23 protein-coding genes are annotated in these 25,358 nt (G+C 71.0%); 13 read left to right on the forward strand and 10 right to left on the reverse strand.

Translation table 11 applies throughout. The annotated features are described in order from the left end of the window. The first annotated feature begins 21 nt into the window (after window positions 1-21). From QQY66_RS30930 to QQY66_RS30955, 6 genes are all read left to right on the forward strand, one after another. Window positions 22-1,041: a hypothetical protein gene (locus tag QQY66_RS30930; protein WP_301983550.1), complete on the forward strand. Its 1,020-nt coding sequence runs from the start codon at window positions 22-24 to the stop codon at window positions 1,039-1,041. A gap of 103 nt (window positions 1,042-1,144) precedes the next feature. Beyond that, window positions 1,145-2,596, forward strand: a complete 1,452-nt coding sequence (locus tag QQY66_RS30935) for an Ig-like domain-containing protein (RefSeq protein ID WP_301983551.1) — start codon at window positions 1,145-1,147, stop codon at window positions 2,594-2,596. An 89-nt stretch (window positions 2,597-2,685) separates the two neighbouring features. Then, complete coding sequence (locus QQY66_RS30940) at window positions 2,686-3,633, forward strand: sortase (RefSeq protein ID WP_301983552.1); 948 nt, start codon at window positions 2,686-2,688, stop codon at window positions 3,631-3,633. Window positions 3,634-3,717: 84 nt separating this feature from the next. Beyond that, window positions 3,718-4,542 (forward strand): phosphate ABC transporter ATP-binding protein, encoded by an 825-nt coding sequence (locus QQY66_RS30945; RefSeq protein ID WP_301987556.1) that lies wholly within the window; start codon window positions 3,718-3,720, stop codon window positions 4,540-4,542. Between the two features lie 31 nt (window positions 4,543-4,573). After that, a complete protein-coding gene (locus QQY66_RS30950) occupies window positions 4,574-5,377 on the forward strand; it encodes a hypothetical protein (protein WP_301983553.1) in 804 nt (267 codons plus the stop codon). Between the two features lie 188 nt (window positions 5,378-5,565). Further along, on the forward strand, window positions 5,566-6,903 hold the full coding sequence (locus QQY66_RS30955) for a lytic transglycosylase domain-containing protein (protein WP_301983555.1): 1,338 nt from the start codon (window positions 5,566-5,568) through the stop codon (window positions 6,901-6,903). 265 nt (window positions 6,904-7,168) lie between these two features. Here the strand turns inward: QQY66_RS30955 and QQY66_RS30960 are convergent, their stop codons facing one another. The 3 genes from QQY66_RS30960 to QQY66_RS30970 all read right to left on the reverse strand — a co-directional run bounded on the left by QQY66_RS30960 (window position 7,169) and on the right by QQY66_RS30970 (window position 10,360). Further along, the gene (locus QQY66_RS30960; protein WP_301983556.1) at window positions 7,169-8,800 is read right to left on the reverse strand and encodes a phospho-sugar mutase; all 1,632 of its coding nucleotides are present in this window, start codon (window positions 8,798-8,800) and stop codon (window positions 7,169-7,171) included. Window positions 8,801-8,994: 194 nt separating this feature from the next. Beyond that, window positions 8,995-9,819: a purine-nucleoside phosphorylase gene (locus QQY66_RS30965; protein ID WP_301983557.1), complete on the reverse strand. Its 825-nt coding sequence runs from the start codon at window positions 9,817-9,819 to the stop codon at window positions 8,995-8,997. Between the two features lie 103 nt (window positions 9,820-9,922). Then, a complete protein-coding gene (locus tag QQY66_RS30970; RefSeq protein WP_301983558.1) occupies window positions 9,923-10,360 on the reverse strand; it encodes a gamma-glutamylcyclotransferase in 438 nt (145 codons plus the stop codon). A 96-nt stretch (window positions 10,361-10,456) separates the two neighbouring features. Between QQY66_RS30970 and QQY66_RS30975 the strand changes: the two genes are divergently transcribed. Continuing rightward, complete coding sequence (locus QQY66_RS30975; RefSeq protein WP_301983559.1) at window positions 10,457-11,905, forward strand: NAD(P)H-quinone dehydrogenase; 1,449 nt, start codon at window positions 10,457-10,459, stop codon at window positions 11,903-11,905. A gap of 166 nt (window positions 11,906-12,071) precedes the next feature. Next, entirely contained in the window at window positions 12,072-13,025 is a 954-nt protein-coding gene (locus tag QQY66_RS30980) for a DeoR/GlpR family DNA-binding transcription regulator (protein WP_301983560.1), read from the forward strand. An 81-nt stretch (window positions 13,026-13,106) separates the two neighbouring features. Here QQY66_RS30980 and QQY66_RS30985 read toward each other — a convergent pair whose 3' ends face one another. Both QQY66_RS30985 and QQY66_RS30990 read right to left on the reverse strand, forming a co-directional pair. Beyond that, complete coding sequence (locus QQY66_RS30985; protein WP_301983561.1) at window positions 13,107-13,691, reverse strand: TetR/AcrR family transcriptional regulator; 585 nt, start codon at window positions 13,689-13,691, stop codon at window positions 13,107-13,109. A gap of 118 nt (window positions 13,692-13,809) precedes the next feature. Next, the gene (locus QQY66_RS30990; RefSeq protein WP_301983562.1) at window positions 13,810-15,582 is read right to left on the reverse strand and encodes a biotin carboxylase N-terminal domain-containing protein; all 1,773 of its coding nucleotides are present in this window, start codon (window positions 15,580-15,582) and stop codon (window positions 13,810-13,812) included. Between the two features lie 364 nt (window positions 15,583-15,946). Here QQY66_RS30990 and QQY66_RS30995 point away from each other — a divergent pair, with 364 nt between their 5' ends. Then, window positions 15,947-16,426 (forward strand): hypothetical protein, encoded by a 480-nt coding sequence (locus QQY66_RS30995; protein ID WP_301983563.1) that lies wholly within the window; start codon window positions 15,947-15,949, stop codon window positions 16,424-16,426. Here the strand turns inward: QQY66_RS30995 and QQY66_RS31000 are convergent. The 4 genes from QQY66_RS31000 to QQY66_RS31015 form a co-directional block, all read right to left on the reverse strand. Continuing rightward, on the reverse strand, window positions 16,395-17,015 hold the full coding sequence (locus tag QQY66_RS31000) for a nucleoside triphosphate pyrophosphatase (RefSeq protein WP_301983564.1): 621 nt from the start codon (window positions 17,013-17,015) through the stop codon (window positions 16,395-16,397). The two genes, QQY66_RS30995 and QQY66_RS31000, sit on opposite strands and share 32 nt — an antisense overlap. A 31-nt stretch (window positions 17,016-17,046) precedes the next feature. Further along, window positions 17,047-17,175, reverse strand: a complete 129-nt coding sequence (gene mmpB / locus QQY66_RS31005) for a morphogenic membrane protein MmpB (protein ID WP_367667093.1) — start codon at window positions 17,173-17,175, stop codon at window positions 17,047-17,049. A 135-nt stretch (window positions 17,176-17,310) separates the two neighbouring features. Beyond that, window positions 17,311-17,520 (reverse strand): acyl-CoA carboxylase epsilon subunit, encoded by a 210-nt coding sequence (locus QQY66_RS31010; protein WP_301983565.1) that lies wholly within the window; start codon window positions 17,518-17,520, stop codon window positions 17,311-17,313. 8 nt (window positions 17,521-17,528) lie between these two features. Beyond that, on the reverse strand, window positions 17,529-19,148 hold the full coding sequence (locus QQY66_RS31015) for an acyl-CoA carboxylase subunit beta (RefSeq protein WP_301983567.1): 1,620 nt from the start codon (window positions 19,146-19,148) through the stop codon (window positions 17,529-17,531). Window positions 19,149-19,258: 110 nt separating this feature from the next. Between QQY66_RS31015 and QQY66_RS31020 the strand changes: the two genes are divergently transcribed. Together QQY66_RS31020 and QQY66_RS31025 are read left to right on the forward strand one after the other, a co-directional pair. Further along, window positions 19,259-20,137, forward strand: a complete 879-nt coding sequence (locus tag QQY66_RS31020; RefSeq protein ID WP_301983568.1) for a biotin--[acetyl-CoA-carboxylase] ligase — start codon at window positions 19,259-19,261, stop codon at window positions 20,135-20,137. A gap of 248 nt (window positions 20,138-20,385) precedes the next feature. Further along, window positions 20,386-21,558 carry an adenylate/guanylate cyclase domain-containing protein gene (locus tag QQY66_RS31025; protein WP_301983569.1) on the forward strand — a complete coding sequence of 391 codons (1,173 nt, stop codon included), beginning with the start codon at window positions 20,386-20,388 and terminating at the stop codon, window positions 21,556-21,558. A 76-nt stretch (window positions 21,559-21,634) separates the two neighbouring features. Here the strand turns inward: QQY66_RS31025 and QQY66_RS31030 are convergent, their stop codons facing one another. After that, on the reverse strand, window positions 21,635-22,135 hold the full coding sequence (locus tag QQY66_RS31030; RefSeq protein ID WP_301983570.1) for a hypothetical protein: 501 nt from the start codon (window positions 22,133-22,135) through the stop codon (window positions 21,635-21,637). Window positions 22,136-22,334: 199 nt separating this feature from the next. On the opposite strand from QQY66_RS31030, the gene QQY66_RS31035 reads away from it, so the two are divergent. Together QQY66_RS31035 and QQY66_RS31040 are read left to right on the forward strand one after the other, a co-directional pair. Continuing rightward, entirely contained in the window at window positions 22,335-23,135 is an 801-nt protein-coding gene (locus QQY66_RS31035; protein WP_301983571.1) for an enoyl-CoA hydratase/isomerase family protein, read from the forward strand. A 985-nt stretch (window positions 23,136-24,120) separates the two neighbouring features. Continuing rightward, window positions 24,121-25,263, forward strand: coding sequence for a GGDEF domain-containing protein (locus tag QQY66_RS31040; RefSeq protein ID WP_301983572.1), 1,143 nt, complete (start codon window positions 24,121-24,123; stop codon window positions 25,261-25,263). Window positions 25,264-25,358 lie beyond the last annotated feature (95 nt).

Here is a 25,358-nt window from a genome sequence, read left to right on the forward strand (position 1 = left end):
CAGAAAGCAAGGGGTTCAGAAGTGAACGTCAAGTCCTACGCCAAGGTCGGTGCTGCTTTCGGCGCCGCGGCTCTCGGTCTCGGCATCCTGGCCGCTCCGGCCTCTGCGGACCCGTCCACGTCGACCGACTACCGCACCCTGGCCGTGGTCGGCTCGGACACCACGCAGTACGTCATGAACGGCCTCGCCAACGGCACCGCTGTCGTGGACGCCGGCGGCAACAAGCTCATGGCGTCGTGGAACGCCATCGGCGGCCTCTCCGACCCGTACAACACCAAGGCCACTGGCTGCTCGTACACCCGCGCCCAGACCAACGGCTCCAGCAACGGCGTCGCCCGGCTGTCCGAGGACATCGCCAACGGTGGCACCACCTGCATCGACATGGCCCGCTCCTCGCGTGGCCCGAAGGCCTCCGTGCCCGGCACCGACCTCACCTACGTCCCCTTCGCCCGTGACGCCGTCACCTACGCCACGGACCTCGGCAGCACCGTGCCGACGAACCTGACCAAGGCGCAGCTGAAGCAGATCTACCTGAACTGCACCTACACGAACGCCTCCGGCAACACGGTCACCGTGGCGCCGCTGCTGCCGCAGGCCGGCTCCGGTACGCGGCAGTACTGGCTGGACTCGATCGGGTTCACCGCGTCGGACACGATCGGCTCTTGCGTCAACCAGAACGCCCAGGAGCACGACGGTACGGCGATCACCGCTGCCAACCAGCTCATGCCGTACTCGGTCGCTCAGTGGATCGCCCAGGGCAAGAGCATCGCGGACGTCCCGAACCGTCGTGGTGAGTCGCGTCTGCGCAACATCGACGGCCAGGCTCCCACCACCGGCTCGGGCGCCGCGCTCGCGCTCAACCCGAGCTTCGTCTTCTCCCGTGACGTCTACAACGTCGTTCAGACGTCCCGGCTGAACGAGCCCGCGGTCTCCGAAGCGCTCGCGGACATCTGTGCGGCGTCCACCACCATCACGACCTACGGCTTCGGCCCCATCTCCAACTGCAACGCGCGCAATGTCACGGGCGGCCTGAACTCGTGATCGTCGTCTGATCCTCGCGTGACGGCCGGGCACCCTCGGGGTGCCCGGCCCCACGTGCTGTCCCGGTATCCATCAATCGACCGTCCCCCGGGGGGCCTTCGCAATGACAGTGCTACACCCGTTCCGAAGAGCGGCCGCCATCGTGGCCGCCTGCGCCGTGCTCGCCCTGGGCGTTGTGGCCCTGGTGGCGTCCCAGTCCCAGCCTGCCCGGGCGGCGTCGGTCGGCGAGTTCACGATGACGCCGAACACCGGCAAGGTGACCGATTCGCAGCCGTTCGCCGGTTCCATCCAACTCCCCGCGGCCTGCCCGGTGTTCGAGGACGGCGGCGAAACAATCCCCTTCAACTACGACCTTGTCCTCGGAGTGGTCGGTCCCGATGGTCAGGAGGTCCGCGCGCTGGACAACATCAGGGACGGGTCGCCCTACAGTGAACCGACCTCAACGGTTTCGCTGGCCCCTGAGGACAACCCGGGCATGACGGTGCTCGATCTGTCGAATGTTCTCAACAGCGATGGCACCTACGAGCTGCGTGTACGGTGCAGGGACGATTTTGGGGGCTTTGCCCCGGGTGAGCCGTACTGGTCGCAGAAGATCAGTGTGTCCGGCGACACCTGGATGGTCGGGGAGGGCGTGCAGGCCACCAGCGTTGTTCTGGGCGCCGATGACCTCGACGCCGAGATCGGCCAGGAGGTAACGCTCACCGCGACGGTCACACCGACGGATGCAGCCGGCACCGTGGCATTCCTGGAAGGCGAGACATCGCTGGGTGAGGCCACGGTCGCCAACGGCAAGGCCGAGTTCAAGACGAAGACGCTGTCCGAAGGGTCCCACGACATCGTCGCCCGATTCACGCCGACGGATGCCACGAAGTTCGGGTCCTCCGAATCCGCGTCGGCCAGAGTGCAGGTGCGGTTGGCGCGGTACGAGATGCAGGACGGATCGGGCAAGCGGCTGGCCGAAAACCCCGCACTGGAGCGGGGGCAGAAGGTGAAGCTCATCGTCCGGAGATGCCAGCCTGATACGACATTCGCCCTTGCCATGGAACGGAACGACGCCGAGTTCCCCAGCGCGAAGTCCGACGCCGGCGGAACCGTGACCTGGCAGGAACTCGCCATTCCGGATGACGCGGTCGAGGGTGATAGCGCGTGGACGCTCAGCCCGGGCTGCACAGGCGAAGTTGTTACCGACGGTACGTTGGCGGCCGTGCCGTTCACCGTGCCCGCCCCGTCCTCCGAGTCCCCCGGCGACGACCCGTCGGACGAACCCTCCGACGACCCGTCGGACGACCCCTCCGGTGAGCCGAGCGACGACCCTTCGGGCGACACGTCCGGCACCACATCGGGCACGACGTCCGGCGCGGCCGACGGAGGAAGCACCACCGGCGGCGACTCCACCTCCGGCGGCACCTCGCCGCAGGGCGGCCTCGCCTCCACCGGTAGCCAGATCGCGCTCTTCTCCGGCATCGGCGCCATCGTCCTCACCGCGGCCGGCATCGCCTTCGTGCGCTACGGCCGCCGCAACGGGCTGCTGAACTTCGGCGACCCGAACGCGTAACACACCGACGGAGCACGGGCGGCGGGCCCCCACCCCGCCGCCCGCGCCCCCGTTTCTCCACTCCACCCTTCTTCACAGGAGCGCACCCCGTGACCGTGCTGTCCCCGCCCCCGCCGGCCGTGGCGCCGCCGGCGCCGGAGCCTTCCCCCGAGCCCGAGCCCGAGCGCAGCTCCGGGGCGCCGCGCGCGGAACGCGCAGGCTTCGCGTTCGCCGGGGCCGCGCTGTGCGTGCTCGCCGCCCTGCTGCTCGGCTTCGCCGCCAACCTCACGATCGTGGGCCACCTCCAGCACTCCCGCGACCAGCAGACCGCGTACGACGAGTTCCGCCGTCAACTCGCCCTCGGTGTCGCGCCGGTGGGCCAGCAGACGTACGACGGCAAGCTGCTGGATCCGGGCGCGCCCGTCGCGCTGCTGCGCATTCCGGCCCTGGGCCTGAAGGAAGTCGTCGCGGAAGGCACCGCTTCCGGTGTGCTGATGTCGGGCCCCGGCCACCGCCGGGACACCCCGCTGCCGGGACAGGCCGGCACGAGCGTGATCATGGGCCGCCAGTGGGGATACGGCAGCCCGTTCAACAGCCTGCACGAGTTGCCCGTAGGCACCGAGATCCGGGTGACGACCGGTCAGGGCACGGCCACCTACGAGGTCACGGCCATCCGCCGCGAGGGCGACCCGTTGCCGCCCACGCTCAAGCAGGACGAGGGCCGGCTCACGCTCATCACCGCCGAGGGCAGGCCGTACACCCCCTCCGGCACGATCCGCGTCGACGCGACGCTCACGAGCGACGTACAGCCCGCTCCGCCGCGCCCGCTCGCCCCCGGCTGGATAGACGACTCCGAGCAGTCCCTGGGCAGTGAGGACACCGCCTGGCTCCCGGTCTTCCTCTGGTCGCAGGGGCTGCTCCTGGCCGCCCTGCTCACCATGGCCGCGTATCGCGCGTGGGGCCGCTGGCAGACGTGGATCGTCGGCGTACCCGTACTGGCCGCCTTCGGCCTCGCCGTCTCCAGCGCCGCCACCCGCCTTCTGCCCAACCTGCTCTGACCGCCGAGGAGTTCAGCCATCATGTCCGACACCACCGACACGACCGACACCCTCGCCGACGAGATCCTCGATCCGACGAGAAGTATGACGGCCGTCAGATCACCCAAGCTCGGCGCGGCCACCGCGGACAGCAACCCGGCCACCCTGGAGGCCGACGCCATCTCGGCCTGGTTCGGCAACCACAAGGTCCTCGAACAGGTCTCGCTGACCATGCCGGCCCGCAAGGTCACCGCGCTCATCGGCCCGTCCGGCTGCGGCAAGTCCACGTTCCTGCGGATCCTCAACCGCATGCACGAACTGGTCGGCTCCGCCTCCCTCGCAGGCCGGGTGCTCCTCGACGGCGACGACATCTACGACCGTGGCCGCCGCATCACCCACGCCCGCCGCCAGATCGGCATGGTCTTCCAGAAGCCCAACCCCTTCCCCGCGATGTCGATCTACGACAACGTCACGGCCGGCCTGAAGCTCGCCGGCATCAAGGCGGGCCGCGAGGACAAGGACTGGCTGGTCGAGGAGTGCTTGACCAAGGCGGGCCTCTGGAAGGAAGTCCGCGACCGCCTCCGCCAGCCCGGCGGCGCGCTCTCCGGCGGCCAGCAGCAGCGCCTGTGCATCGCGCGCTCGCTGGCGGTACGTCCGCGCGTGTTGCTGATGGACGAGCCGTGCTCGGCGCTCGACCCGACCTCCACGCGACGCATCGAGGAGACGATCCACGAGCTCTCCGGAGAGGTCACGATCGTCATCGTCACCCACAACATGCAGCAGGCGGCCCGAGTCTCCGACCAATGCGCGTTCTTCCTGGCGGCGCAAGGCACCCCGGGAGTCATCGTCGAACACGGCGCCACCGACGCGATGTTCAACAGCCCGCAGGACCCGCGCACGACGGATTACGTGAACGGCCGCTTCGGCTGAGGGAACGGCCCTGGAACAGGAGGTTCTGAGCGTGACGACCACGGGACGATCCGGCCGTACGGTGGCCCGTACCACCGCCCTCGTGACCGTGGCCGTGGTCGCGTCCGCCGCCCTGGCGGGATGTGCCGTTCCCGGCGTCGACGACAAGTCGCTCGCGGGCCCGCCCGCGAGCGCCCCGGCCACCGTCCCGTCTCCCGATCAGGTGCCCACAACGCCGACCGAGCCGACCCGCCACGGCACACCGACCCCAACCGTCACGCCTGAACCCGCTCCCACGGCATCCACCCGCCAACCCCCGCCGTCCCCCGGCAAGCCCACCACCATCCCGAAGGCGAAGCTCCCGGACCTGTCCGCCACCGCGCCCCCGTCCGCCCCCTCGCGCCCCCGCAGCACGCCCGTGAAGCCCTCGCCGAAGCCGTCCGCCGTGCCCCGCGCGGAGGCGTTCGGTGGGCGCAGCGAGGACGGCTCGACCACCCTGCGGGTGGGCTCCTGGTCCACCGAGGTCGTCCGCGGTGGGCAGGACGCGGTGGACGCCTGCGACGACGCCGTGCAGTGGACCGGGCCCGACCTGGGGACGGAGGACGGCCACGCGCTGCGCACCACCGTCATCGTCGGCCACGACTACTGCGGCTTCGCGCAGTTCGCCAAGTTGCCGGTGGGCACGACGGTCACCGCCACCACCCCGCGCGGCACCTTCAAGTACCGCGTCTACGCCAACTACGTATCGCCCGGCCGCGGTACGCCCTCCAGCGGCCTCTACTGGGGCGACCTGACGCTCCAGTCCTGCGTCGGCCCGAACACGGGATTCAGCTATCTCACGCGGGTCGAGTCATAGCCTCGCCGACACCCCCGTCACATCCGCCAGTTGTTCATCTCCCCTTAGCCCTCCGGAGTCGGCCAGGCGTCCCGCCGCGGTCGCCCGCTGTCTAGCGTCGGGCGCGGCAACCGGAACTGGCACCTCACGCCCCGTGCGCCCCCGATGGGCCTATGCGCCTCGAACTCCCGACCGTCAGGAGTGACTTCATGTCCCGTCCGCTCACCAGACCCTTCCGCCGAGTGGGCGCACGGCTGCGCACCCGGCGTGGCCTGCGCGGTACGGCCGTTGCCACGTTCGCCACGGTTGCCGCGGCTCTGCTCACCGCGGGTTCCCAGGCGCCGGGGCCCGTAGGGGCGACTCGGGCGGCGGGGGAGGACGAGGGGATGAGGGTGCCCGGTGGATTCGTGGCGCCGGACGCCCCGCTGCCGGAGGTTCCCTCGCAGGGCGACGACTCCTACCACGTCGAACTACCGCCGCTGAACGGCGTGTCGGGCGCCGAGAAGCTGTGGGGCGAGAAAGCCGTGACGGCCTCTGAGCAGCAGGTCGCGGCGGAGGCCGGTCTGCCGGTGAGTGTGCTCGGCGCCTATCGGAAGGCCGCGCAGTCGGTCGGCCGTACGGACCCCGGCTGCGGTCTGCGCTGGGAACTGCTCGCCGCGATCGGCAAGGTCGAGTCGGGGCACGCGGGCGGCGGCGCCGTCGCGGCGAACGGCGACACCCTCACCCGGATCACCGGACCGGCCCTCGACGGCAACGGCTTCGCGCTGATCCTCGACAGCGAGGGTGGCGCATGGGACGGGGACGCCGTCTACGACCGGGCCGTGGGGCCGATGCAGTTCCTGCCGACTACATGGAAGACGTGGGGTGCCGACGGCAACGGCGACGGCACCGCGAACCCCAACAACATCCACGACGCCGCCCTCGCCGCCGGTCACTACCTGTGCGCGGGCAAGCGGGACTTGGGCACCGCGGCGGGACTCGAGCGGGCGATCCTCAGCTACAACTACTCGCGCGACTACCTCAACCTCGTCCTCGGCTGGATGGAGTTCTACCTGCGCGGTGTGCACACTGTGCCCGACGGCGAGGGTGTCGTTCCCAAGAGCCCCGGAGCGGGTGGCACCACGCCGCCCAGGAGGCCCGTACGCGAAGGCGATGTGGGAGGCGGGGACATCCCCGAGGCCCCGGACACCACCGCGCCCGGCGACAGTGCCACGCCGTCGCCCTCGCCCGCCACGCCCACTCGGCCGGCGTCCCCCAAGCCGTCCCTGCCCTCCCCGCCGTTGCCGAGCGCCAGCCCCACGCCGACCACCACTCCGAGCCCGACGGCCGAGCCCACGCCCAGCGACACCCCGAGCGAGACCCCCGCAGAATCACCCACAGCCTCCGAGCCCGTACCCACGGAGACACCCACGGAGACCGCCACCCCGGATCCCGGGCCGTCCACCGAAACCCCGGCATCCCCCACACCCACCGGGACGACCCCTGAACCCACCCCGTCCGACACCACCGCCGCCGCTTCCGAGGCATCCGTCACGCCCACTGGCTGACAAGGCACATCCCTGACACACGAGGGACCCGGCACAGAGTTCAGCTGACTCATGTGGGTCTGAACCCCGTGCCGGGCCCTTACACGCGGTATGCCGGAGTCCCGCCTGATGTGTTGGGGCGGCGGAACGCCTGGGGGCGGATGCCTCCAAGGGGGGCAAGGAGAGCACCCATACCGCGGTTACAGCCTGCGGCGACTGCCGCCTCAGCGGGCGTCCGAGGAGCAAGCGACAGCCCAACTCCCGGTGAACCAGGGGTGTCTACGGCTCAGATGCCGGCCGCCGCGGAAAGGTCCCGCTTGATGGCGTCCAGCAGCTCGGCGGCCGTCGCGCGTGCCGCGGGCAGCCCGTCGTGCGCGGCGACCGGCACGACGACCTCCAGGTAGCACTTCAGCTTCGGCTCCGTGCCGCTGGGGCGTACGACGACCCGGGCGCCGTCGAGCGTGTAGCGCAGGCCGTCCGTGGGCGGCAGCCTGTCCGTGCCCCGCGTCAGGTCTTCGGCGTCGGTGATGGCCAGTCCCGCCAGCTCGGTCGGCGGCTGCTCGCGCAGGCGCCGCATGGCGTCCGCGATGACCGACAGGTCGTCCACGCGGACGGAGAGCTGGTCGGTGGCGTGCAGGCCGTGCTCCACGGCGAGGTCGTCGAGGAGGTCGAGAAGTGTGTGTCCCTGCTCCTTCAGCTCGGACGCCAGCTCGGTGACGAGGAGGGCCGCGGTGATGCCGTCCTTGTCGCGTACGCCGTCGGGGTCGACGCAGTAGCCGAGGGCCTCTTCGTAGCCGTAGCGCAGACCGTCCACGCGGGCGATCCACTTGAAGCCGGTGAGCGTCTCCTCGTACGGCAGTCCCGCCTTCTCGGCGATCCGCCCGAGCAGGGACGACGACACGATCGACTCGGCGAACGTGCCCTGTGCGCCGCGCCGGACGAGGTGGGCGGCGAGGAGGGAGCCGACCTCGTCGCCGCGGAGCATGCGCCAGTCGGCGCCGTCCTTGACGGCCACCGCGCACCGGTCGGCGTCGGGGTCGTTCGCGATGATCAGGTCCGGCTCGGTCTCGCGGGCCTTGGTGAAGGCCAGGTCCATCGCGCCGGGCTCTTCCGGGTTGGGGAAGGCGACGGTCGGGAAGTCCGGGTCGGGCTCGGCCTGCTCGGCGACGAGCACCGGCTCAGGGAAGCCGGCGCGGGCGAACGCGGCCAGCAGGACGTCCTTGCCGACGCCGTGCATCGCCGTGTAGACGGTGCGGGCGGTGCGCGGGGTCCCGGCGGTCAGGACGGCGTCCGTGCGGGCGAGGTAGGCGTCGAGGACGGCGTCGTCGAGCGTTTCCCAGCCGGAGTCGGGGCGGGGGACATCGGCGAGGGCGGCGATCGCGTCGATCTCGGCCGCGATCTCCGCGTCCGCCGGCGGAACGATCTGCGAGCCGTCGCCGAGGTACACCTTGTAGCCGTTGTCGCGGGGCGGGTTGTGGCTGGCGGTGACCTCCACACCGGCGACCGCGCCCAGGTGCCGTATGGCGTAGGCGAGGACGGGGGTGGGGAGGGGGCGGGGCAGGACGGCCGCGCGCAGGCCCGCGCCCGTCATCACGGCGGCGGTGTCGCGGGCGAAGTCGGCGGACTTGTGGCGGGCGTCGTAGCCGACTACGACCAGCCCGCCGGCCTGACCGTTCTTCCTCAGGTACGCGGCGAGACCCGCCGCCGCGCGGATGACGACCGAGCGGTTCATGCGCATCGGGCCGGCGCCCAGCTCACCGCGCAGACCGGCCGTACCGAACTGGAGCGTGCCGGCGAAACGCTCGCCCAGCCCTGTGACGTCCCCGGCCTCGATGAGACCCGCGAGCTCGTCGCGGGTCTCCGCGTCGGGGTCCTCGGCGAGCCACGCCTGGGCCCGGGCGATGAGATCGTCGTGCACGTCGGGTACCTCTCGTTGTGTCCGTACGGTGTCGGGTGCGGGCCGGGTTTTCGCCCCCGCCGCCCCGACCCGTCCCATCCTGAAGGGGCTCCGCCCGGGGGGCTCTGCCCCCCTGGACCCCCGCTCCTCGAACTCCCCCAGAGGGGGGACCCCCAAGGGGCTGGTTCTTAGGGGCGGCGGGGGCGAGAAACGCCCTACAGCCGGCCCAGCACCTGCGCCAGCAGCGACCCCATCTGCGTCGCGCTGTCCCTTCCCGCCTGCAGAACCTCCTCGTGGTTCAGCGGCTCCCCCGTCATACCCGCCGCGAGGTTCGTCACCAGCGAGATGCCCAGGACCTCGGCGCCCGCCTCACGCGCGGCGATGGCCTCCAGCACGGTGGACATGCCGACCAGGTCCGCGCCGATGACGCGGGCCATGCGGATCTCCGCCGGGGTCTCGTAGTGCGGGCCGGGGAACTGGGCGTAGACGCCCTCTTCCAGCGTGGGGTCGATCTCCTTGCACAGCGCGCGCAGGCGCGGCGAGTACAGGTCGGTGAGGTCGACGAAGTTGGCGCCGACGATCGGGGAGGTCGCGGTGAGGTTGATGTGGTCGCTGATGAGGACCGGCTGCCCGGGGCGCATGCCCTCGCGCAGACCGCCGCAGCCGTTGGTGAGGACGACCGTCTTGCCGCCGGCCGCCACCGCCGTACGGACGCCGTGCGCGACGGCGGCCACGCCGCGGCCCTCGTAGTAGTGCGTACGCCCAAGGAAGACCAGCGTCCGCTTGTGCCCGATCTTGTACGAGCGGACCTTGCCGCCGTGGCCTTCCACCGCCGGTGGCGGGAAACCGGGCAGCTCGGTGACCTGGAACTCGGCGTCGGGTACGCCGAGGGCATCCACGGCCGGTGCCCAGCCGGAGCCCATCACAAGGGCGACGTCGTGGGTCTCGGCGCCGGTGAGTTCGCGCAGGCGCGCGGCGGCGGCGTCGGCGGCGGCGTAGGGGTCGCCCTGGATGTCGTCCGGAAGAAGAGATGCGTTCACGCGCATGAGGGTAGCCGGTCCGGGCCTACGCGCGTAGATGACAGAGCTCACGGGATGGCGATCGTTGTCTTGTTGTTTCCGACGAAGCCGGCCGGCCGGGTGCTCAGCAGGGCCGCTTGCGCAGCTCCATCACGTAGTCGTGCGGCGCCCCGGCCGACTCGGCGGCGTCGGCGATCTCGCCCAGGTAGCGGGCCGACGGCAGGCCGCCCTCGTAGCCGTTCAGGACGTACACCCAGGCCGGCTCCTCGCCGTCCAGCGTGACCACGCGCACGCGGGCCCGGCGGTAGATGCCGAGGCCGACGCCCACCCAGCGGTCCAGGGACTCCTCGTCCATCGGCGCGATCTCGTACAGCGCCACGAAGACCTGCTCCATCGGGTCCTCGACGATGGTCGCGAGCGCGCCTTCCCAGCCCATCTGCTCGCCGCCGAAGGTCAGCCGCCACCCGTTCAGCCAGCCGGTGGCGCGCATCGGCGAGTACGGTGCGCGGCGGGTCATCAACCGCGCGTCGAGATTGCCCGCGTAGGCGGCGTAGAGCGACATGGGTCGAGCGTACGGCAGCCGAATCGGCCGTCCCTCCCGTAACAGTGGTATCTCGGGCGGCCCCCAGGGCAGGACCACCCTGAAGCGTGCGGGACAATGGAGTACGTGACTCGGATCGTGATCATCGGTGGCGGACCCGGCGGATATGAAGCGGCGCTGGTGGCCGCGCAGCTCGGCGCGGAGGTGACCGTCGTCGACTGCGACGGTCTGGGCGGGGCGTCGGTGCTCACCGACTGCGTGCCGTCGAAGACCCTGATCGCCACGGCCGAGGTGATGACCACCTTCGACTCCTCGTACGAAGAGCTGGGCATCATCGTCGCCGACGACACCCCGCACATCGACACGCCCGCACGGGTCGTCGGTGTCGACCTCGGCAAGGTCAACCGGCGTGTCAAGCGCCTCGCACTCGCCCAGTCGCACGACATCGCCGCGTCCGTGACCCGGGCCGGCGCGCGCGTCCTGCGCGGGCGCGGACGGCTGGAGGGCATGCAGGCCCTCGACGGTTCGCGCAAGGTCGTCGTACGGGCCGCCGACGGGACCGAGGAGAGGCTCACCGCCGACGCCGTCCTCATCGCCACCGGCGGTCACCCGCGCGAGCTGCCCGACGCCCAGCCCGACGGCGAGCGCATCCTCAACTGGACCCAGGTCTACGACCTCGACGAGCTGCCCGAGGAGCTCATCGTGGTCGGTTCCGGCGTCACCGGCGCCGAGTTCGCCGGCGCCTACCAGGCCCTCGGCTCCAAGGTCACCCTCGTCTCCTCCCGCGACCGCGTGCTGCCGGGTGAGGACCCGGACGCCGCCGTCGTCCTCGAGGACGTCTTCCGCCGCCGCGGCATGAACGTCATGGCCCGCTCCCGCGCCGCATCCGCCAAGCGCGTCGGGGACCGGGTGGAGGTGACGCTCTCCGACGGCCGGGTGATCACCGGGTCGCACTGTCTGATGGCCGTCGGCGCCATTCCGAACTCCGCGGGCATGGGCCTGGAGGAGGCGGGCGTGAAGGTCAAGGAGTCCGGTCACATCTGGACCGACAGGGTCTCCCGTACGACCGCCCCGGGCGTGTACGCCGCCGGTGACGTGACCGGCGTCTTCGCCCTCGCCTCCGTCGCCGCCATGCAGGGCCGCATCGCCATGTACCACTTCCTCGGCGACGCGGTGGCCCCGCTGAATCTGAAGACGGTCTCGTCCAACGTCTTCACCGACCCCGAGATCGCCACCGTCGGCTACTCCCAGTCCGACGTCGACGGCGGCAAGATCGACGCCGTCGCCGTCAAGCTGCCGCTGCTGCGCAACCCGCGCGCCAAGATGCAGGGCATCCGCGACGGCTTCGTCAAGATCTTCTGCCGCCCGGGCACCGGCATCGTGGTCGGCGGTGTGGTCGTCGCGCCGCGCGCCTCGGAACTGATCCATCCCATCTCGATCGCCGTCGACAACAATCTGACGGTCGAACAGATCGCGAACGCGTTCACCGTGTACCCCTCCCTTTCGGGGTCGATCGCCGAGGTGGCCCGCCAGCTCCACACCCGCAAGACGAACGGCGATGCCTGACGGCTTGAACCGACTCCCCGCTGGTCACGGGGAGTTGTCGAGCATTCGTACGGCATAGTCGGAGGGACTAGGCCCTATACCACTTCCCGCGTTCCTGTGCGAACAACTTCTGTTATTCGGCGCAAACTGCTGAAAGCAGACGGTCGTTGGGGTTACTGTCAGTTTCGTGTTCGCTGCAGAACGTCGCCAATTGATCCTCGAAATGGTGCGAGCGAACGGGGCCGTGTCGCTCCGTGAGCTCGCCCGCGTCGTCCAGACCTCCGAAGTGACCGTACGGCGGGACGTGCGCGCACTGGAGGCAGAAGGACTCCTCGACCGCCGGCATGGCGGTGCGGTATTGCCGGGCGGGTTCACGCGAGAGTCCGGCTTTCCGCAGAAATCACATCTCGCGACCGCCGAGAAGACGGCCATCGCCGATCTCGCCGCGAACCTCGTCGAAGAGGGCGAGGCCATCGTGGTCGGGGCGGGTACCACCACACAGGAGCTGGCCCGCCGGCTCGCCCGGGTCCCCGGACTCACCGTCGTCACCAACTCCCTCCTGGTGGCCCAGGCGTTGGCCCACGCCAACCGGGTGGAGGTCGTGATGACCGGCGGCACCCTGCGTGGCTCCAACTACGCGTTGGTGGGCAGCGGCGCCGAGCAGTCCTTGCAGGGGCTGCGGGTGTCGCGGGCGTTCCTCTCCGGGAGCGGGCTCACCGCGGAGCGCGGGCTGTCCACGTCCAACATGCTGTCGGCGTCCGTGGACCGGGCGCTGGTGCAGGCGGCGGCGGAGGTCGTCGTGCTCGCCGATCACACGAAGCTCGGTACGGACACGATGTTCCAGACCGTGCCTACGGATGTGATCACCCGGCTGGTGACGGACGAGCCGCCCGCGCATGACGACCGTGCGGCCACGGAGTTGCAGGCGCTTGCCGACCAGGGCGTGCAGATCGCTGTGGCGGGGGCGTCGGGAAACGCGGGGGGCGGTGATCCGGTCCCGGCGCGTCAACAGCGCCGGGACGTGCCGTTGCCTGGGCCGCGTCGGGGGGTTCCTGCGGGGCAGGGGTTGCGGACGGCGGTGCTCGGTGAGACTTCGGCGGGCTCTGAGCGGGCGCGGGTTGCGGATATGCGGCGGCGTTAGGGGCGCCTGTTCGCGGCAGGGCTTGCGGTTGTTGCGCGGCTGCGGGTGCGTGGGGGTTGTTCGCGCAGTTCCCCGCGCGCCTTAGGCCAATCCCCGCAACGTCAGTTTCAGCAATCGGTCGGCCAAGTCCGGGTCCGTCGGTGTCTCTTCCGCTGCCAGCGCGATCGCGTGAGTCAGCTGGAGGAGGTCGCCGATGGCCACGTCGTCACGCACCGCGCCCGCCTCCTGGGCCCGAGTCAGCAAGGCCTGCCCTGCCTTCCGCATCGGGTCGCTGCACCGGGCCAGAGCCGAGGTGTGGTCGTGGGAGACGGACATCAACGCCTTTGCCAGGCCTCGGTACTCGCTGGCGTGGGTGACGATCTCGCGTAGCCAGGTGACCAGAGCCGTACACGGATCCGGGGCGCCCAGCAGCTCGCGGGCCTGCGCGAGCAGGTCGCTCACGCCGTCCTCGAAGACCGCGCTCAGCAGGGCGTGGCGGTTGGGGAAGTGGCGGTAGAGGGTGCCGATGCCTACGCCGGCGCGGCGGGCGACGTCTTCCAGGGAGGTGTCGGTGCCGTGGGCGGCGAAGGCGGAGCGGGCCTCGGTGAGCAGGCGGTCGTAGTTGCGGCGGGCGTCGGCGCGCATGGGGCGCTGCGGGGTCGTCTCCTGTGAGGTCGCGGCCGCCATGGCTTACACCTGTCCTCTCGTCCGCCCGGGTGTCTCTCCAGAATGCCATCGGGACATGAGCGCGCCCGGCGGGGCGACCGCTGTGGTCTCCGCCGGGCGCTTCAGGATGTCGTACGACTCAGTCCTTGATCTCGCAGATCACGGCGCCGGAGGTGATGGAGGCGCCGACCTCCGCGGACAGGCCCTTGATGGTGCCGGTCTTGTGGGCGTTGAGGGGCTGCTCCATCTTCATGGCCTCCAGGACGACGATCAGGTCGCCCTCCTTGACCTCCTGGCCCTCCTCGACGGCGATCTTGACGATGGTGCCCTGCATCGGGGAGGCGAGGGTGTCGCCGGAGGCGGCGGGGCCGGACTTCTTCGCCGCCCGGCGCTTGGGCTTGGCGCCCGCGGCGAGGCCGGTGCGGGCCAGCGACATGCCGAGCGAGACCGGGAGGGAGACCTCCAGGCGCTTGCCGCCGACCTCGACGACGACCGTCTCGCGGCCCGGCTCCTCGTCCGTGTCCACGTCGGCGGGGGCGGCGAAGGGCTTGATCTCGTTGACGAACTCGGTCTCGATCCAGCGGGTGTGGACCGTGAACGGGGCCTGGTCGCCGGTGAGTTCGGGGGCGAACGCCGGGTCCTGCACCACCGCGCGGTGGAACGGGATGGCGGTCGCCATGCCCTCGACCTGGAACTCCTCCAGCGCCCGGGAGGCCCGCTGCAGCGCCTGCCGGCGGGTGGCGCCGGTGACGATCAGCTTGGCGAGCAGCGAGTCCCAGGCCGGGCCGATGACCGAGCCGGACTCGACGCCCGCGTCCAGGCGGACGCCCGGACCGGCCGGCGGGTCGAACCTGGTGACCGTGCCCGGCGCCGGCAGGAAGCCCCGGCCCGGGTCCTCGCCGTTGATGCGGAACTCGAAGGAATGGCCGCGCAGCTGAGGGTCGTCGTAGCCGAGGGCTTCACCGTCGGCGATGCGGAACATCTCGCGCACCAGGTCGATGCCGGTGACCTCCTCGGTGACCGGGTGCTCGACCTGGAGCCGGGTGTTGACCTCCAGGAAGGAGATCGTGCCGTCCGTGCCGACGAGGAACTCCACGGTGCCCGCGCCGACGTAACCGGCCTCCTTCAGGATGGCCTTGGAGGCGCGGTACAGCTCGGCGTTCTGCGCCTCGGAGAGGAACGGCGCCGGGGCCTCCTCCACGAGCTTCTGGTGCCGGCGCTGCAGCGAGCAGTCACGGGTCGATACGACGACCACGTTGCCGTGGGTGTCGGCCAGGCACTGCGTCTCCACGTGCCGCGGCTTGTCCAGGTACCGCTCGACGAAGCACTCGCCGCGTCCGAACGCGGCGACGGCCTCACGGACCGCCGAGTCGTACAGCTCGGGCACCTCTTCGAGTGTCCGCGCGACCTTCAGACCGCGGCCGCCGCCACCGAAGGCGGCCTTGATCGCGATCGGCAGCCCGTGTTCCTGGGCGAAGGCGACGACCTCGTCGGCGCCGGAGACCGGGTCGGGCGTACCGGCGACCAGTGGGGCGCCGGCGCGCTGGGCGATGTGCCGGGCGGCGACCTTGTCGCCGAGGTCCCGGATGGCCTGCGGCGGCGGCCCGATCCAGATCAGGTCCGCGTCCAGGACCGCCTGTGCGAACTCGGCGTTCTCGGAAAGGAAGCCGTATCCGGGGTGGACCGCGTCCGCGCCGGACTCCCGGGCGGCGTTCAGGACCTTCTCGATGTCCAGGTAGCTGCTCGCCGGGGTGTCACCGCCCAGGGCGAACGCCTCATCCGCGGCGCGGACATGCAGAGCGTCCCGGTCCGGGTCGGCGTATACGGCCACGCTCGCGATACCGGCATCCCGGCAGGCCCGGGCCACGCGGACAGCGATTTCGCCACGGTTGGCGATGAGCACCTTGCGCACGATTGAGGCTCCCTCCTTGAAACAAGCCGAGTTTAGGGACTGCCGACACGGCACTTCGACCCGTCCTCAATGGTGAGCTTGCCCACACGGAGCGTGATTCGAGGCTCGCTCGACCTGTGAAATCCCTTGTCGCACCTCGGTACGCAGGACTCCTCCGGGAAACCCTAGCCCCCCGATGTGGCCAAGGTCTCTGTGAGAGCGTGCTGCGCCCCACTCTGTTTCTTTGTTGAGTCCCTACGAATGGCCCAATGATTCTTTGCCCTCCGTCGAACCCTTGTCCCGCGGTTTACCCGTTAGTAGCGTTCACGGTGTATCGAACGTACTTGAGGTAACAAGGGCTCGGCTTGAGAGTGGGTGGGGACCGGTGGTGCGCAGACCGGTGGCGTGGGTCGTGGCGGTCGTGCTCTTCGTTGAGGCGCTCTTCATCGCCGGGCTGAACTGGTTCCTGGGGATCGTGGTCGAACGTCAGGACATGTCGCTGGCGGGCCTCGACCCGGACATGATGTCGGTGTCCTCGAAGATCGGCGGCGTGGTCTTCGGCCTCTACTTCGCCTTCTGCGGCCTGGTCGCCCTGCTCGTGGCCCTGCGCGACCGCCGCCCCGCCGGCTTCGGCCGCGTCCTGCTCATCAGCGGCGCCGTGGTGCACGGCCTGCTGGGCGCCTTCGCCTGGGGCCTGGTGGGCTGGCCGGCGTTCCTGTTCATGGTGCTGGTGCTCGGCCTCATCGTGCTGCTGCTGATGACGTACGACGCGGAGGAGCGGCCCGCCGCCCAGGAGCCCGAGGACATTAGGCCCGGCAACGGCGGCTCCCCGGTCAGTCCTCCGCCGGCGCCCACAACTCCGTGATCTGCACGCCGAGTTCGGCCAGCAGGCGGCGTACGAGGGGCAGGCTGATGCCGATCACATTGCCGTGGTCGCCGTCGATGCCGTCGATGAACGGCGCGGACCGGCCGTCGAGCGTGAACGCCCCGGCGACGTAGAGGGGTTCGCCCGAGGCGACGTACGCGGCGATCTCCCTGTCGGTCGGCTCGCCGAAGCGGACGACGGTGGAGGCGACGCCGGAGACGTACCGGCCGGTGGCCGTGTCGTAGATGCAGTGCCCGGTCTGCAGGGTGCCCGCACGGCCGCGCATCGACTTCCAGCGGGCGGTGGCCTCCTCCGCGTCCGCGGGCTTGCCGAGCGCTTGTCCGTCCAGATCGAGGACCGAATCACAGCCGATCACCAGCGCGCCCTTGACCTCCGGTTTCGCGGCGACGACGGAGGCCTTGGCCTCGGCGAGGGCGAGGGCCAGCTCGGCGGGGGTGGGGGCGGTGACGGCGTCCTCGTCCACGCCGCTCACGATCACTTCGGGGTCCAGGCCTGCCTGCCGCAGGAGGTTCAGGCGGGCGGGGGACTGGGAGGCGAGTACGAGATGGCGGCGGCGCTGATCGGTCATACGGTCAGGGTATCGGCGGCGTTTCGCTCCGCTAGGACAGGCCGATCACGAGCATGGCCAGCAGCATGGCCAGGGCCATGAGAAAGCCGAGCCGCCGTAGCATTTGCTGCGTTTCGCGCAGTTCTTCGGGCGGCTCGTTCTCGGGGTCGGACCACAGCATGGCACCAGCGTGCGGCTGGGCGGTGGGGTGCGCCTGAGTACGGGTACTCAAGTTGTGGTCCGGCATCGGCGTACTGTGCGCCCACGCGGCGGAGCCGCAAATTGATACAGCCCCGCGCCCCTGGGTGGGTTGCCTCTAGCCCGGCCAGTAAGTGCGGGTCCATGCCGTGGGCCCGGGCTGCGGTACGTGTCGCGCCGCAAGCCTTGCCGGGTCCGACCAGGCGTCTCTGTTTCGCGTCGCGCCCGGCGGCTCTGTGGCTGCTGCCGCGGCGCGGGCCCGGACTACCGCCAGGGCGGCGGCGAGTTCTTCCGGGGTGGGGTTGCCCCGTACGACCTTGATCGTCATGGCGGCTCCTAGAGGGGGATGTTGCCGTGCTTCTTCGGGGGCAGGGATTCCCGCTTGGTGCGCAGCTGACGCAGGCCGCGTACGACGTGGCGGCGGGTCTCGGAGGGCATGATCACGGCGTCGACGTAGCCGCGCTCGGCCGCGATGTAGGGGTTGAGGAGGGCGTCCTCGTACTCCTGGATCACGCGGGCGCGGGTGGCCTCGCCATCTTCTGAGGCCTCCGCCTCGGCGATCGTGCGGCGGTGCAGGATGTTGACCGCGCCCTGGGCGCCCATGACGGCGATCTGGGCGGTCGGCCAGGCGAGGTTGAGGTCGGCACCCAGGTGCTTGGAGCCCATGACGTCGTAGGCGCCGCCGAAGGCCTTGCGGGTGATGACCGTGATGAGGGGGACGGTGGCCTCGGCGTAGGCATAGATCAGCTTGGCGCCGCGGCGGATGATGCCGTCGTGCTCCTGGTCGACGCCCGGGAGGAAGCCGGGGACGTCGACGAAGGTGATGACCGGGACGTTGAACGCGTCGCAGGTGCGGACGAAGCGGGCGGCCTTCTCGGAGGCCTTGATGTCCAGGCAACCCGCGAACTGCATCGGCTGGTTGGCCACGATGCCGACGGGGCGGCCCTCGACGCGGCCGTATCCGGTGAGGATGTTGGGGGCGTAGAGAGGCTGGGTCTCGAAGAACTCGGCGTCGTCCAGGATGTGCTCGATCACCGTGTGCATGTCGTACGGCTGGTTCGCGCTGTCGGGGACGAGCGTGTCCAGCTCGCGGTCCTCGTCGGTGAGGACGAGGTCCGCCTCCTCCGGGAAGGCCGGGGGTTCGCTGAGGTTGTTGGACGGCAGGTACGACAGCAGCTGCTTGATGTACTCGATCGCGTCCTTCTCGTCCCCGGCCATGTGGTGGGCCACGCCCGAGGTGGAGTTGTGGGTGCGGGCGCCGCCCAGCTCCTCGAAGCCGACGTCCTCGCCGGTGACCGTCTTGATGACGTCCGGGCCGGTGATGAACATGTGCGAGGTCTGGTCGACCATGATCGTGAAGTCGGTGATCGCGGGGGAGTAGACCGCGCCGCCCGCGCAGGGGCCCACGACCAGGCTGATCTGCGGGATCACGCCGGAGGCGTGCGTGTTCCGGCGGAAGATCTCGCCGTACGCCCCGAGGGAGGCCACGCCCTCCTGGATGCGGGCGCCGCCGGAGTCGTTGATGCCGATGACCGGGCAGCCGGTCTTCAGCGCGAAGTCCATGACCTTGACGATCTTCTGGCCGTAGACCTCGCCGAGGGCGCCGCCGAAGACGGTGAAGTCCTGCGAGAAGACGGCGACCGGGCGGCCGTCGACGGTGCCGTATCCGGTGACGACGCCGTCGCCGTACGGCCGGTTCTGGTCGAGGCCGAAGTTGGTGGAGCGGTGCCGGGCGAACTCGTCGAGTTCGACGAACGACCCCTCGTCGAGCAGGAGCTCGATCCGCTCACGGGCCGTCAACTTGCCCTTGGCGTGCTGCTTTTCGACGGCGCGTGCGGAGCCGGCGTGCGTCGCTTCCTCGATACGGCGCTGGAGATCCGCGAGCTTGCCCGCGGTGGTGTGGATGTCGATCCCTGAGGACTCTTGGATCTCGTGACGCTCTTCCGGCTCGGACATCGGGATGTGGCTCCCTGCCTGCTCAAAAGGGGGGACGGTTACTCATCCGTAGAGTAGTGGGGTGCCTACCAATCGGCAGTGCGGCGTTTACCACATCTAGGGTGGCTTGCATGACGCCGCGAGATGCAGCAGAGCCGAACGACAGCAGCAGGTGGTCCGACCTGGACCGGCCGCCCCTGAACGCCGCCGCGCTGCGGCGAGGACTTGTGCGGGACGGCGGACATGGTGGTTTGTACTGCGACGTGGAGGTGGTGCGCAGCACCGGCTCCACCAACTCCGACCTTGTGGCCCTGGCGAATGCTGGGAAGGCGGCCGAGGGCGCGGTCCTCGTGGCCGAGGAGCAGACAGCGGGGCGCGGGCGCCTCGACCGGCAGTGGACCGCTCCGGCCCGCTCCGGACTCTTCTTCTCCGTCCTGCTCACGCCCACAGAGGTGCCGGTGGGGCGGTGGGGGTGGGTGCCGCTGCTCACCGGCGTCGCGGTGGCGTCCGGGCTGTCGCGGGCCGCGGGCGTCGATACGGCACTCAAGTGGCCCAATGACCTGCTGCTGACTGTCGGCGGCGAGGAACGCAAGGCCGGCGGAATCCTGGCGGAGCGGGCGGGCGGTCACGGCGTGGTGGTCGGCGTCGGCATCAATGTCACCCTGCGCGAGGACGAGCTTCCCGTGCCGGGCGCGGGGTCGCTGGCGCTGGCGGGGGCCGTGACGACAGACCGGGATCCCTTGCTGCGGGCCGTGCTGCGGTCGCTGGAGGAGTGGTACGGGCGGTGGCGCTCGGCCGGGGGCGATCCGGGCGCGAGCGGGCTGCAGGAGACGTATGCGGCGGGCTGCGCAACGTTGGGGAGGAGGGTGCGGGCCGAGTTGCCGGGCGATCGGTCGATCATCGGAGAGGCGGTGGCGATCGACGGGGACGGGCGGCTGGTGCTGGCGACGGGGGAGGGTGTGCAGGAGCCGGTGGGGGCGGGGGACATCGTTCACTTGCGAACGGCGTGAACGCTTCAGTCTGTGCGGTGCTTCTCGATGCCGGTCTGGGCATTTCAGCCCGTCCGGCGTTTGAGGACGAGGCCGAAGGCCGAAGCGGGGTCTGGGGGCGGCGGCCCCCAGCGAGGCCGGCACCAGCGCCGGGTGCCTTCCGGCCGACGGTGCGAAAGCATCGGCGCCACGGAGTGACCTGCCGCACATCTGCCGTAAAGTTGACCGCGGTCGATACCTGACCGCGGCAGATCGGAAGGGCAGCAGGCGTGACCGTCGACGACACGGGCTCCGGCAGGGACCCGGACGGCCGGGTGGATGCTCTCTCGGCTTCGATCGAGCGGGGCGACCCCGACGACCGGCGGGACCCCGACGCCACCGACCCCGGCGAGGACCCCCTCGCCCTCCGCCTCGAACAGCTCATCCTCGGCGCGGAACGGCGTTACACCCCCTTCCAGGCGGCCCGCAGCGCGGGTGTCTCCATGGAGCTGGCCTCCCGTTTCTGGCGGGCGATGGGCTTCGCCGACATCGGCCAGGCCAAGGCGCTCACGGAGGCCGACGTACTGGCGCTGCGGCGGCTCGCCGGTCTCGTGGAGGCGGGGCTGCTGAGCGAGGCGATGGCCGTGCAGGTGGCGCGTTCCACCGGGCAGACCACCGCCCGGCTGGCCGAGTGGCAGATCGACTCCTTCCTGGAGGGTCTGACCGAGCCGCCCGAGCCCGGCATGACGCGCACCGAGGTGACGTACCCGATCATCGAGCTGCTCCTGCCGGAGCTGGAGGAGTTCCTCGTCTACGTCTGGCGGCGTCAGCTAGCCGCCTCGGCCGGCCGGGTCGTCCAGGCCGCCGACGACGAGGAGATGGTCGACCGGCGCCTTGCCGTGGGCTTCGCGGACCTCGTCGGGTTCACGCGGCTGACCCGCCGTATGGAGGAAGAGGAACTCGGCGAACTGGTCGAGGCCTTCGAGACCACCGCCGCCGACCTGGTGGCCGCGCACGGTGGACGGCTCGTCAAGACGCTCGGGGACGAGGTGCTGTACAGCGCCGACGATGCGGGTGTCGCCGCGGAGATCGCGCTGCGTCTGATCGAGACGATGGCGAACGACGAGACGATGCCGGAGCTCCGCGTGGGCATCGCGTTCGGCACGGTGACCACTCGTATGGGCGATGTCTTCGGTACGACCGTGAATCTGGCGTCCCGGCTGACGTCGATAGCTCCCCGTGATGCCGTGCTCGTCGACAGTGCCTTCGCGGAGGATCTGATCCGGACCGGGGACGCGCCCGCCTCCGAGGCGGAGGCTGCCGAGGCGGCTGCGGCTGCGGAGAAGGAGGGGGAGGAGCCGCCGACGTATCGCTTCGCGCTTCAGCCGATGTGGCAGCGGCCGGTGCGGGGGCTGGGTGTGGTGGAGCCGTGGTTGCTTACTCGGCGGGCGCCGTCGGGGTGACGGTTGTGTGTCGGCTGCGGGCTCGTTGTGGCTGGTCGCGCAGTTCCCCGCGCCCCTTCTCGGCGCTGCACTTCCGTCAGTCGTTGGTGATCAGTGGGTCTACGCACAGGCCGATGACCGGAACGCAGATGTCGGGCTGATCCGGAGTGGGGGCCGGGGAGTTGGTGGCCGTGGGCGTCGGCTGTGGGGCGGTGCTTGTCGGCGGTGAGCCGGGCGTCACGGGGATGGTGGTGGGCGCTTCTGTCGGCGCCGGGGTTGTCCTCGTGGACGGTGTGAAGGGCGTCTTCGTCGGGGTGGGTGGTGTGCTGGGGGCGCCCATCACGGAGGCGGCCGTGGGGAGCGCGGTGGGGGTGGAGGCGGTGGTGGCTGCCGTGTTCGTCGAGCGGTCGGTGCCCGGATCCGGGCGAGGCTCGGGCTCCACGGTTCCGAGATGGCTGACGTCGGAGTCGGGGGTCAGGCGTACGAGGCTCAGTACGCCGGCGGCCACGGCGAGGCCTCCGGCGGCGAGCAGCAGCTTGCGGGGGCGGGGTTTGCGGTGGCGGCCCCGCTGACGTGCTGGTGTGTTCTGGTTCGTCACCGCGGTCCCTCCCCGTTGCGCGTGGCGCAGCGCACGTTATGCGCTGGTGTGGGCGGTCGGGTGGGAGTCGGGCGGGATGTCACTCGAAGGGGGAGTTCGGGGGTGGGCCGGGAACCGGCGTCGGCCTTTTCCCGGCCCGGGATGGCTGCGATGATCGGGGCGCATGCTGTTGTTAACCCGCGTTAACCCGGAGGGTGTCATGAGCGAGGAACGGTTCGGGGAGTTCGTGCTGGTGCGGCGGCACGGGGAGGGGTATGTCACCGAGCTGGCCCTCGACCGGCCCAAGGCCATGAACGCCGTGTCGACGGAGATGGCTCGCTCCATCGCGGCGGCGTGTACGGCGCTGGGGGGCGACAAGGGCGTACGGGTGGTCGTGCTGACGTCGACCCATGAGCGGGCGTTCTGTGTGGGGGCGGACCTGAAGGAGCGGAACTCCTTCACCGATGCCGAGCTGGTGCGGCAGCGGCCGGTGGCGAGGGGGGCGTACACCGGGGTGCTGGAGCTGCCGGTGCCGGTGATCGCTGCGGTGCATGGGTTTGCGCTGGGGGGTGGGTTCGAGCTGGCGCTGTCGTGTGACGTGATCGTGGCCGACCGGACGGCGGTGGTGGGGCTGCCCGAGGTGTCGGTGGGGGTGATTCCGGGGGGCGGGGGGACGCAGTTGCTGCCGCGGCGGGTGGGGGCGGCGCGGGCGGCCGAGCTGATCTTCTCTGCGCGGCGGGTCGAGGCGGTTGAGGCGCGGGAGTTGGGGTTGGTCGATCAGCTGGTGGAGGCGGGGCGGGATCGGGAGGAGGCGCTGGCGTTGGCGTCCCGGATCGCGGCGAACTCTCCCGTGGGGCTGCGGGCGGCCAAGCGGGCGTTGCGAGTGGGGTTCGGGCTGGATCTGCGGGCCGGGCTGGAGGTCGAGGACTCGGCGTGGCGGGCGGTGGCGTTTTCGGGGGACCGGGCGGAGGGGGTGGCGGCGTTCAACGAGAAGCGGCGTGCTGAGTGGCCGGGCGAGTGACTCGCCCCCGCCGCCCCTACCCGTCCCATCCCAAAGGGGCTCCGCCCCTTCGACCCCGACCAGAGGCCTGCGCCCCCTGGACCCCGGCGGGGCTCCGCCCCTGCACCCCTGCGGGGCTGCGCCCTGGACCCCGGCGGGGCTTCGCCCCTGCACCCCTGCGGGGCTGCGCCCTGGCCCCCGGGCGGGGCTTCGCCCTGCACCCCTGCGGGGCTTCGCCCCTGCACCCCTGCGGGGCTGCGTCCCGGACCCCGGGCGGGGCTTCGCCCTGCACTCCATCGGGGCTGCGCCCTGGACCCCGGGCGGGGCTTCGCCCTGCACCCCTGCGGGGCTGCGCCGCGGACCCCGGCGGGGCTTCGCCCCTGCACCCCATCGGGCCTGCGCCCCGGACCCCGGCGGGGCTTCGCCCCTGCACCCCATCGAGCCTGCGCCCTGGACCCCACCGGGGCTGCACCCCCCACCCCCACCGGGGCTGCGTACCGGACCCCGGGCGGGCTTTTGCCCCTGCACCCCATCGAGCCTGCGCCCTGGACCCCACCGGGGTTGCACCCCCCCACCGCCACCGGGGCTGCGTCCCGGACCCCGGGCGGGCTTTTGCCCCTGCACCCCATCGGGGCTGCGTCCCGGACGCCGGCGGGGCTTCGCCCCTGCACCCCATCGAGCCTGCGCCCTGGACCCCACCGGGGCTGCACCCCCCACCGCCACCGGGGCTGCGCCCCGCCCCCCACCGGGCGTTCGCCCCCGCACCCCCACCAGGCCTTCGCCCCTGGACCCGATCGGACTGAACGGCCTCCTCCTCAAACGCCGGACGGGGTGAGTGTGGTGTGCCTTTCGAGATGCCGAGTCGGGTGGTGGGTGGGGATAGGCCCGGGGGGCTGGGGGCGGAGCCCCCAGGGGCCGTCACCCGCCACGACCCGCAGGGACCTCGTGCCCACCTGTTCGCCGCATCAATGTCCCGGTTCGCCTATTTCCTCCCTAGCCTGGAGTGATGGGTGAGGACATCCGGCTCGCGGCGGTCGTGGCGTTGGCGCAGGGTATGGCGGCTGCGCATGGGTCGCGGGATGCGTGGCGGGCGGCGGCTGTCGGGGCTTGTCGGGCCTTGGGGGGGAGTTTTGCGGCGCTGTCGGTGTGGGAGCGGGATCTGGGGCGGCTGCGGGTGCTGGTGAATGTGGGGGAGCGGGCGGCCGGGGAGGTGGAGTTCCCGGAAGATGAGGCTTACCCGGTGCATCAGTTCCCCGAGATCACCGAGTTTCTGCACGAGCGGTGGGCCGGGGGCGGTGAACCCGACGCCTGGGTCGAGACCGCTGATGGGCCTACGACAGGGCGGCCCGGTTATGTCCATCAGCGCGTTGCCGCCCTGCGCCGCCGTGGCCGCGGCTGCTGTGTCGTCGCCCCGATCGTGCTGCACGGGCGGGCCTGGGGGGAGCTGTATGTCGCCCGGGCTGTCGGAGAGCCCGTCTTCGACCGGGCCGACGCCGACTTCGCCACCGTCCTCGCTGCCGTCGTCGCCGCCGGGATCGCCCAGGCCGAGCGGCTGGAGGAGGCGAGGAGGCTGGCGTACACCGACGCGCTCACCGGACTCGCCAACCGCCGCGCCGTCGACGTACGTCTGGAGGAGGCCGTCGAGCGGCATCGCACTCAGGGGGTCGTCGTCAGTCTGGTCGTCTGTGATCTCAATGGGCTCAAGCGGGTCAACGACACGCGCGGGCATGCCGTCGGGGATCGGCTCCTCGAGCGGTTCGGGTCGGTGCTGTCCCTGTGCGGGGCCATGCTTCCGGGCGCGCTTGCCGCCCGGCTCGGCGGTGACGAGTTCTGTCTGCTCGCGGTCGGGCCGCCCGCCGACGAGGTCGTCCGGGCCGCCGGCGAACTGTGCCGCCGGGCCGCCGAGTTGGAGCTGGGGGAGGGCGTCGCCTGCGGGGTCGCGTCGACGGGCGATCAGATCGGGCCCGTTCGCTCTGCCCGGCGGCTGTTCCGGCTCGCGGACGCCGCCCAGTACCGCGCCAAGGCCGTACGGGCCACCAAACCCGTCGTCGCCGGACGCGAAGGGCCGGACGATCCCGTCGTACGGCTGGCCGACGAACCGTCCCGCGACACCGGTGCCGAGCGGCGCCGGTTCCGGGGGCGGCGCTGACGCCGGCGTGACGGTGTGACCAAATCGGTAAGGGGTGAAACCAGCACCCACTCGTGACATCTTCGAATTCACTCACTACTCTCCTGAATATGGAT

The sequence above is a fragment of the Streptomyces sp. DG2A-72 genome (genome assembly GCF_030499575.1).
In the GTDB taxonomy this organism is placed as follows: Bacteria; Actinomycetota; Actinomycetes; order Streptomycetales; family Streptomycetaceae; genus Streptomyces.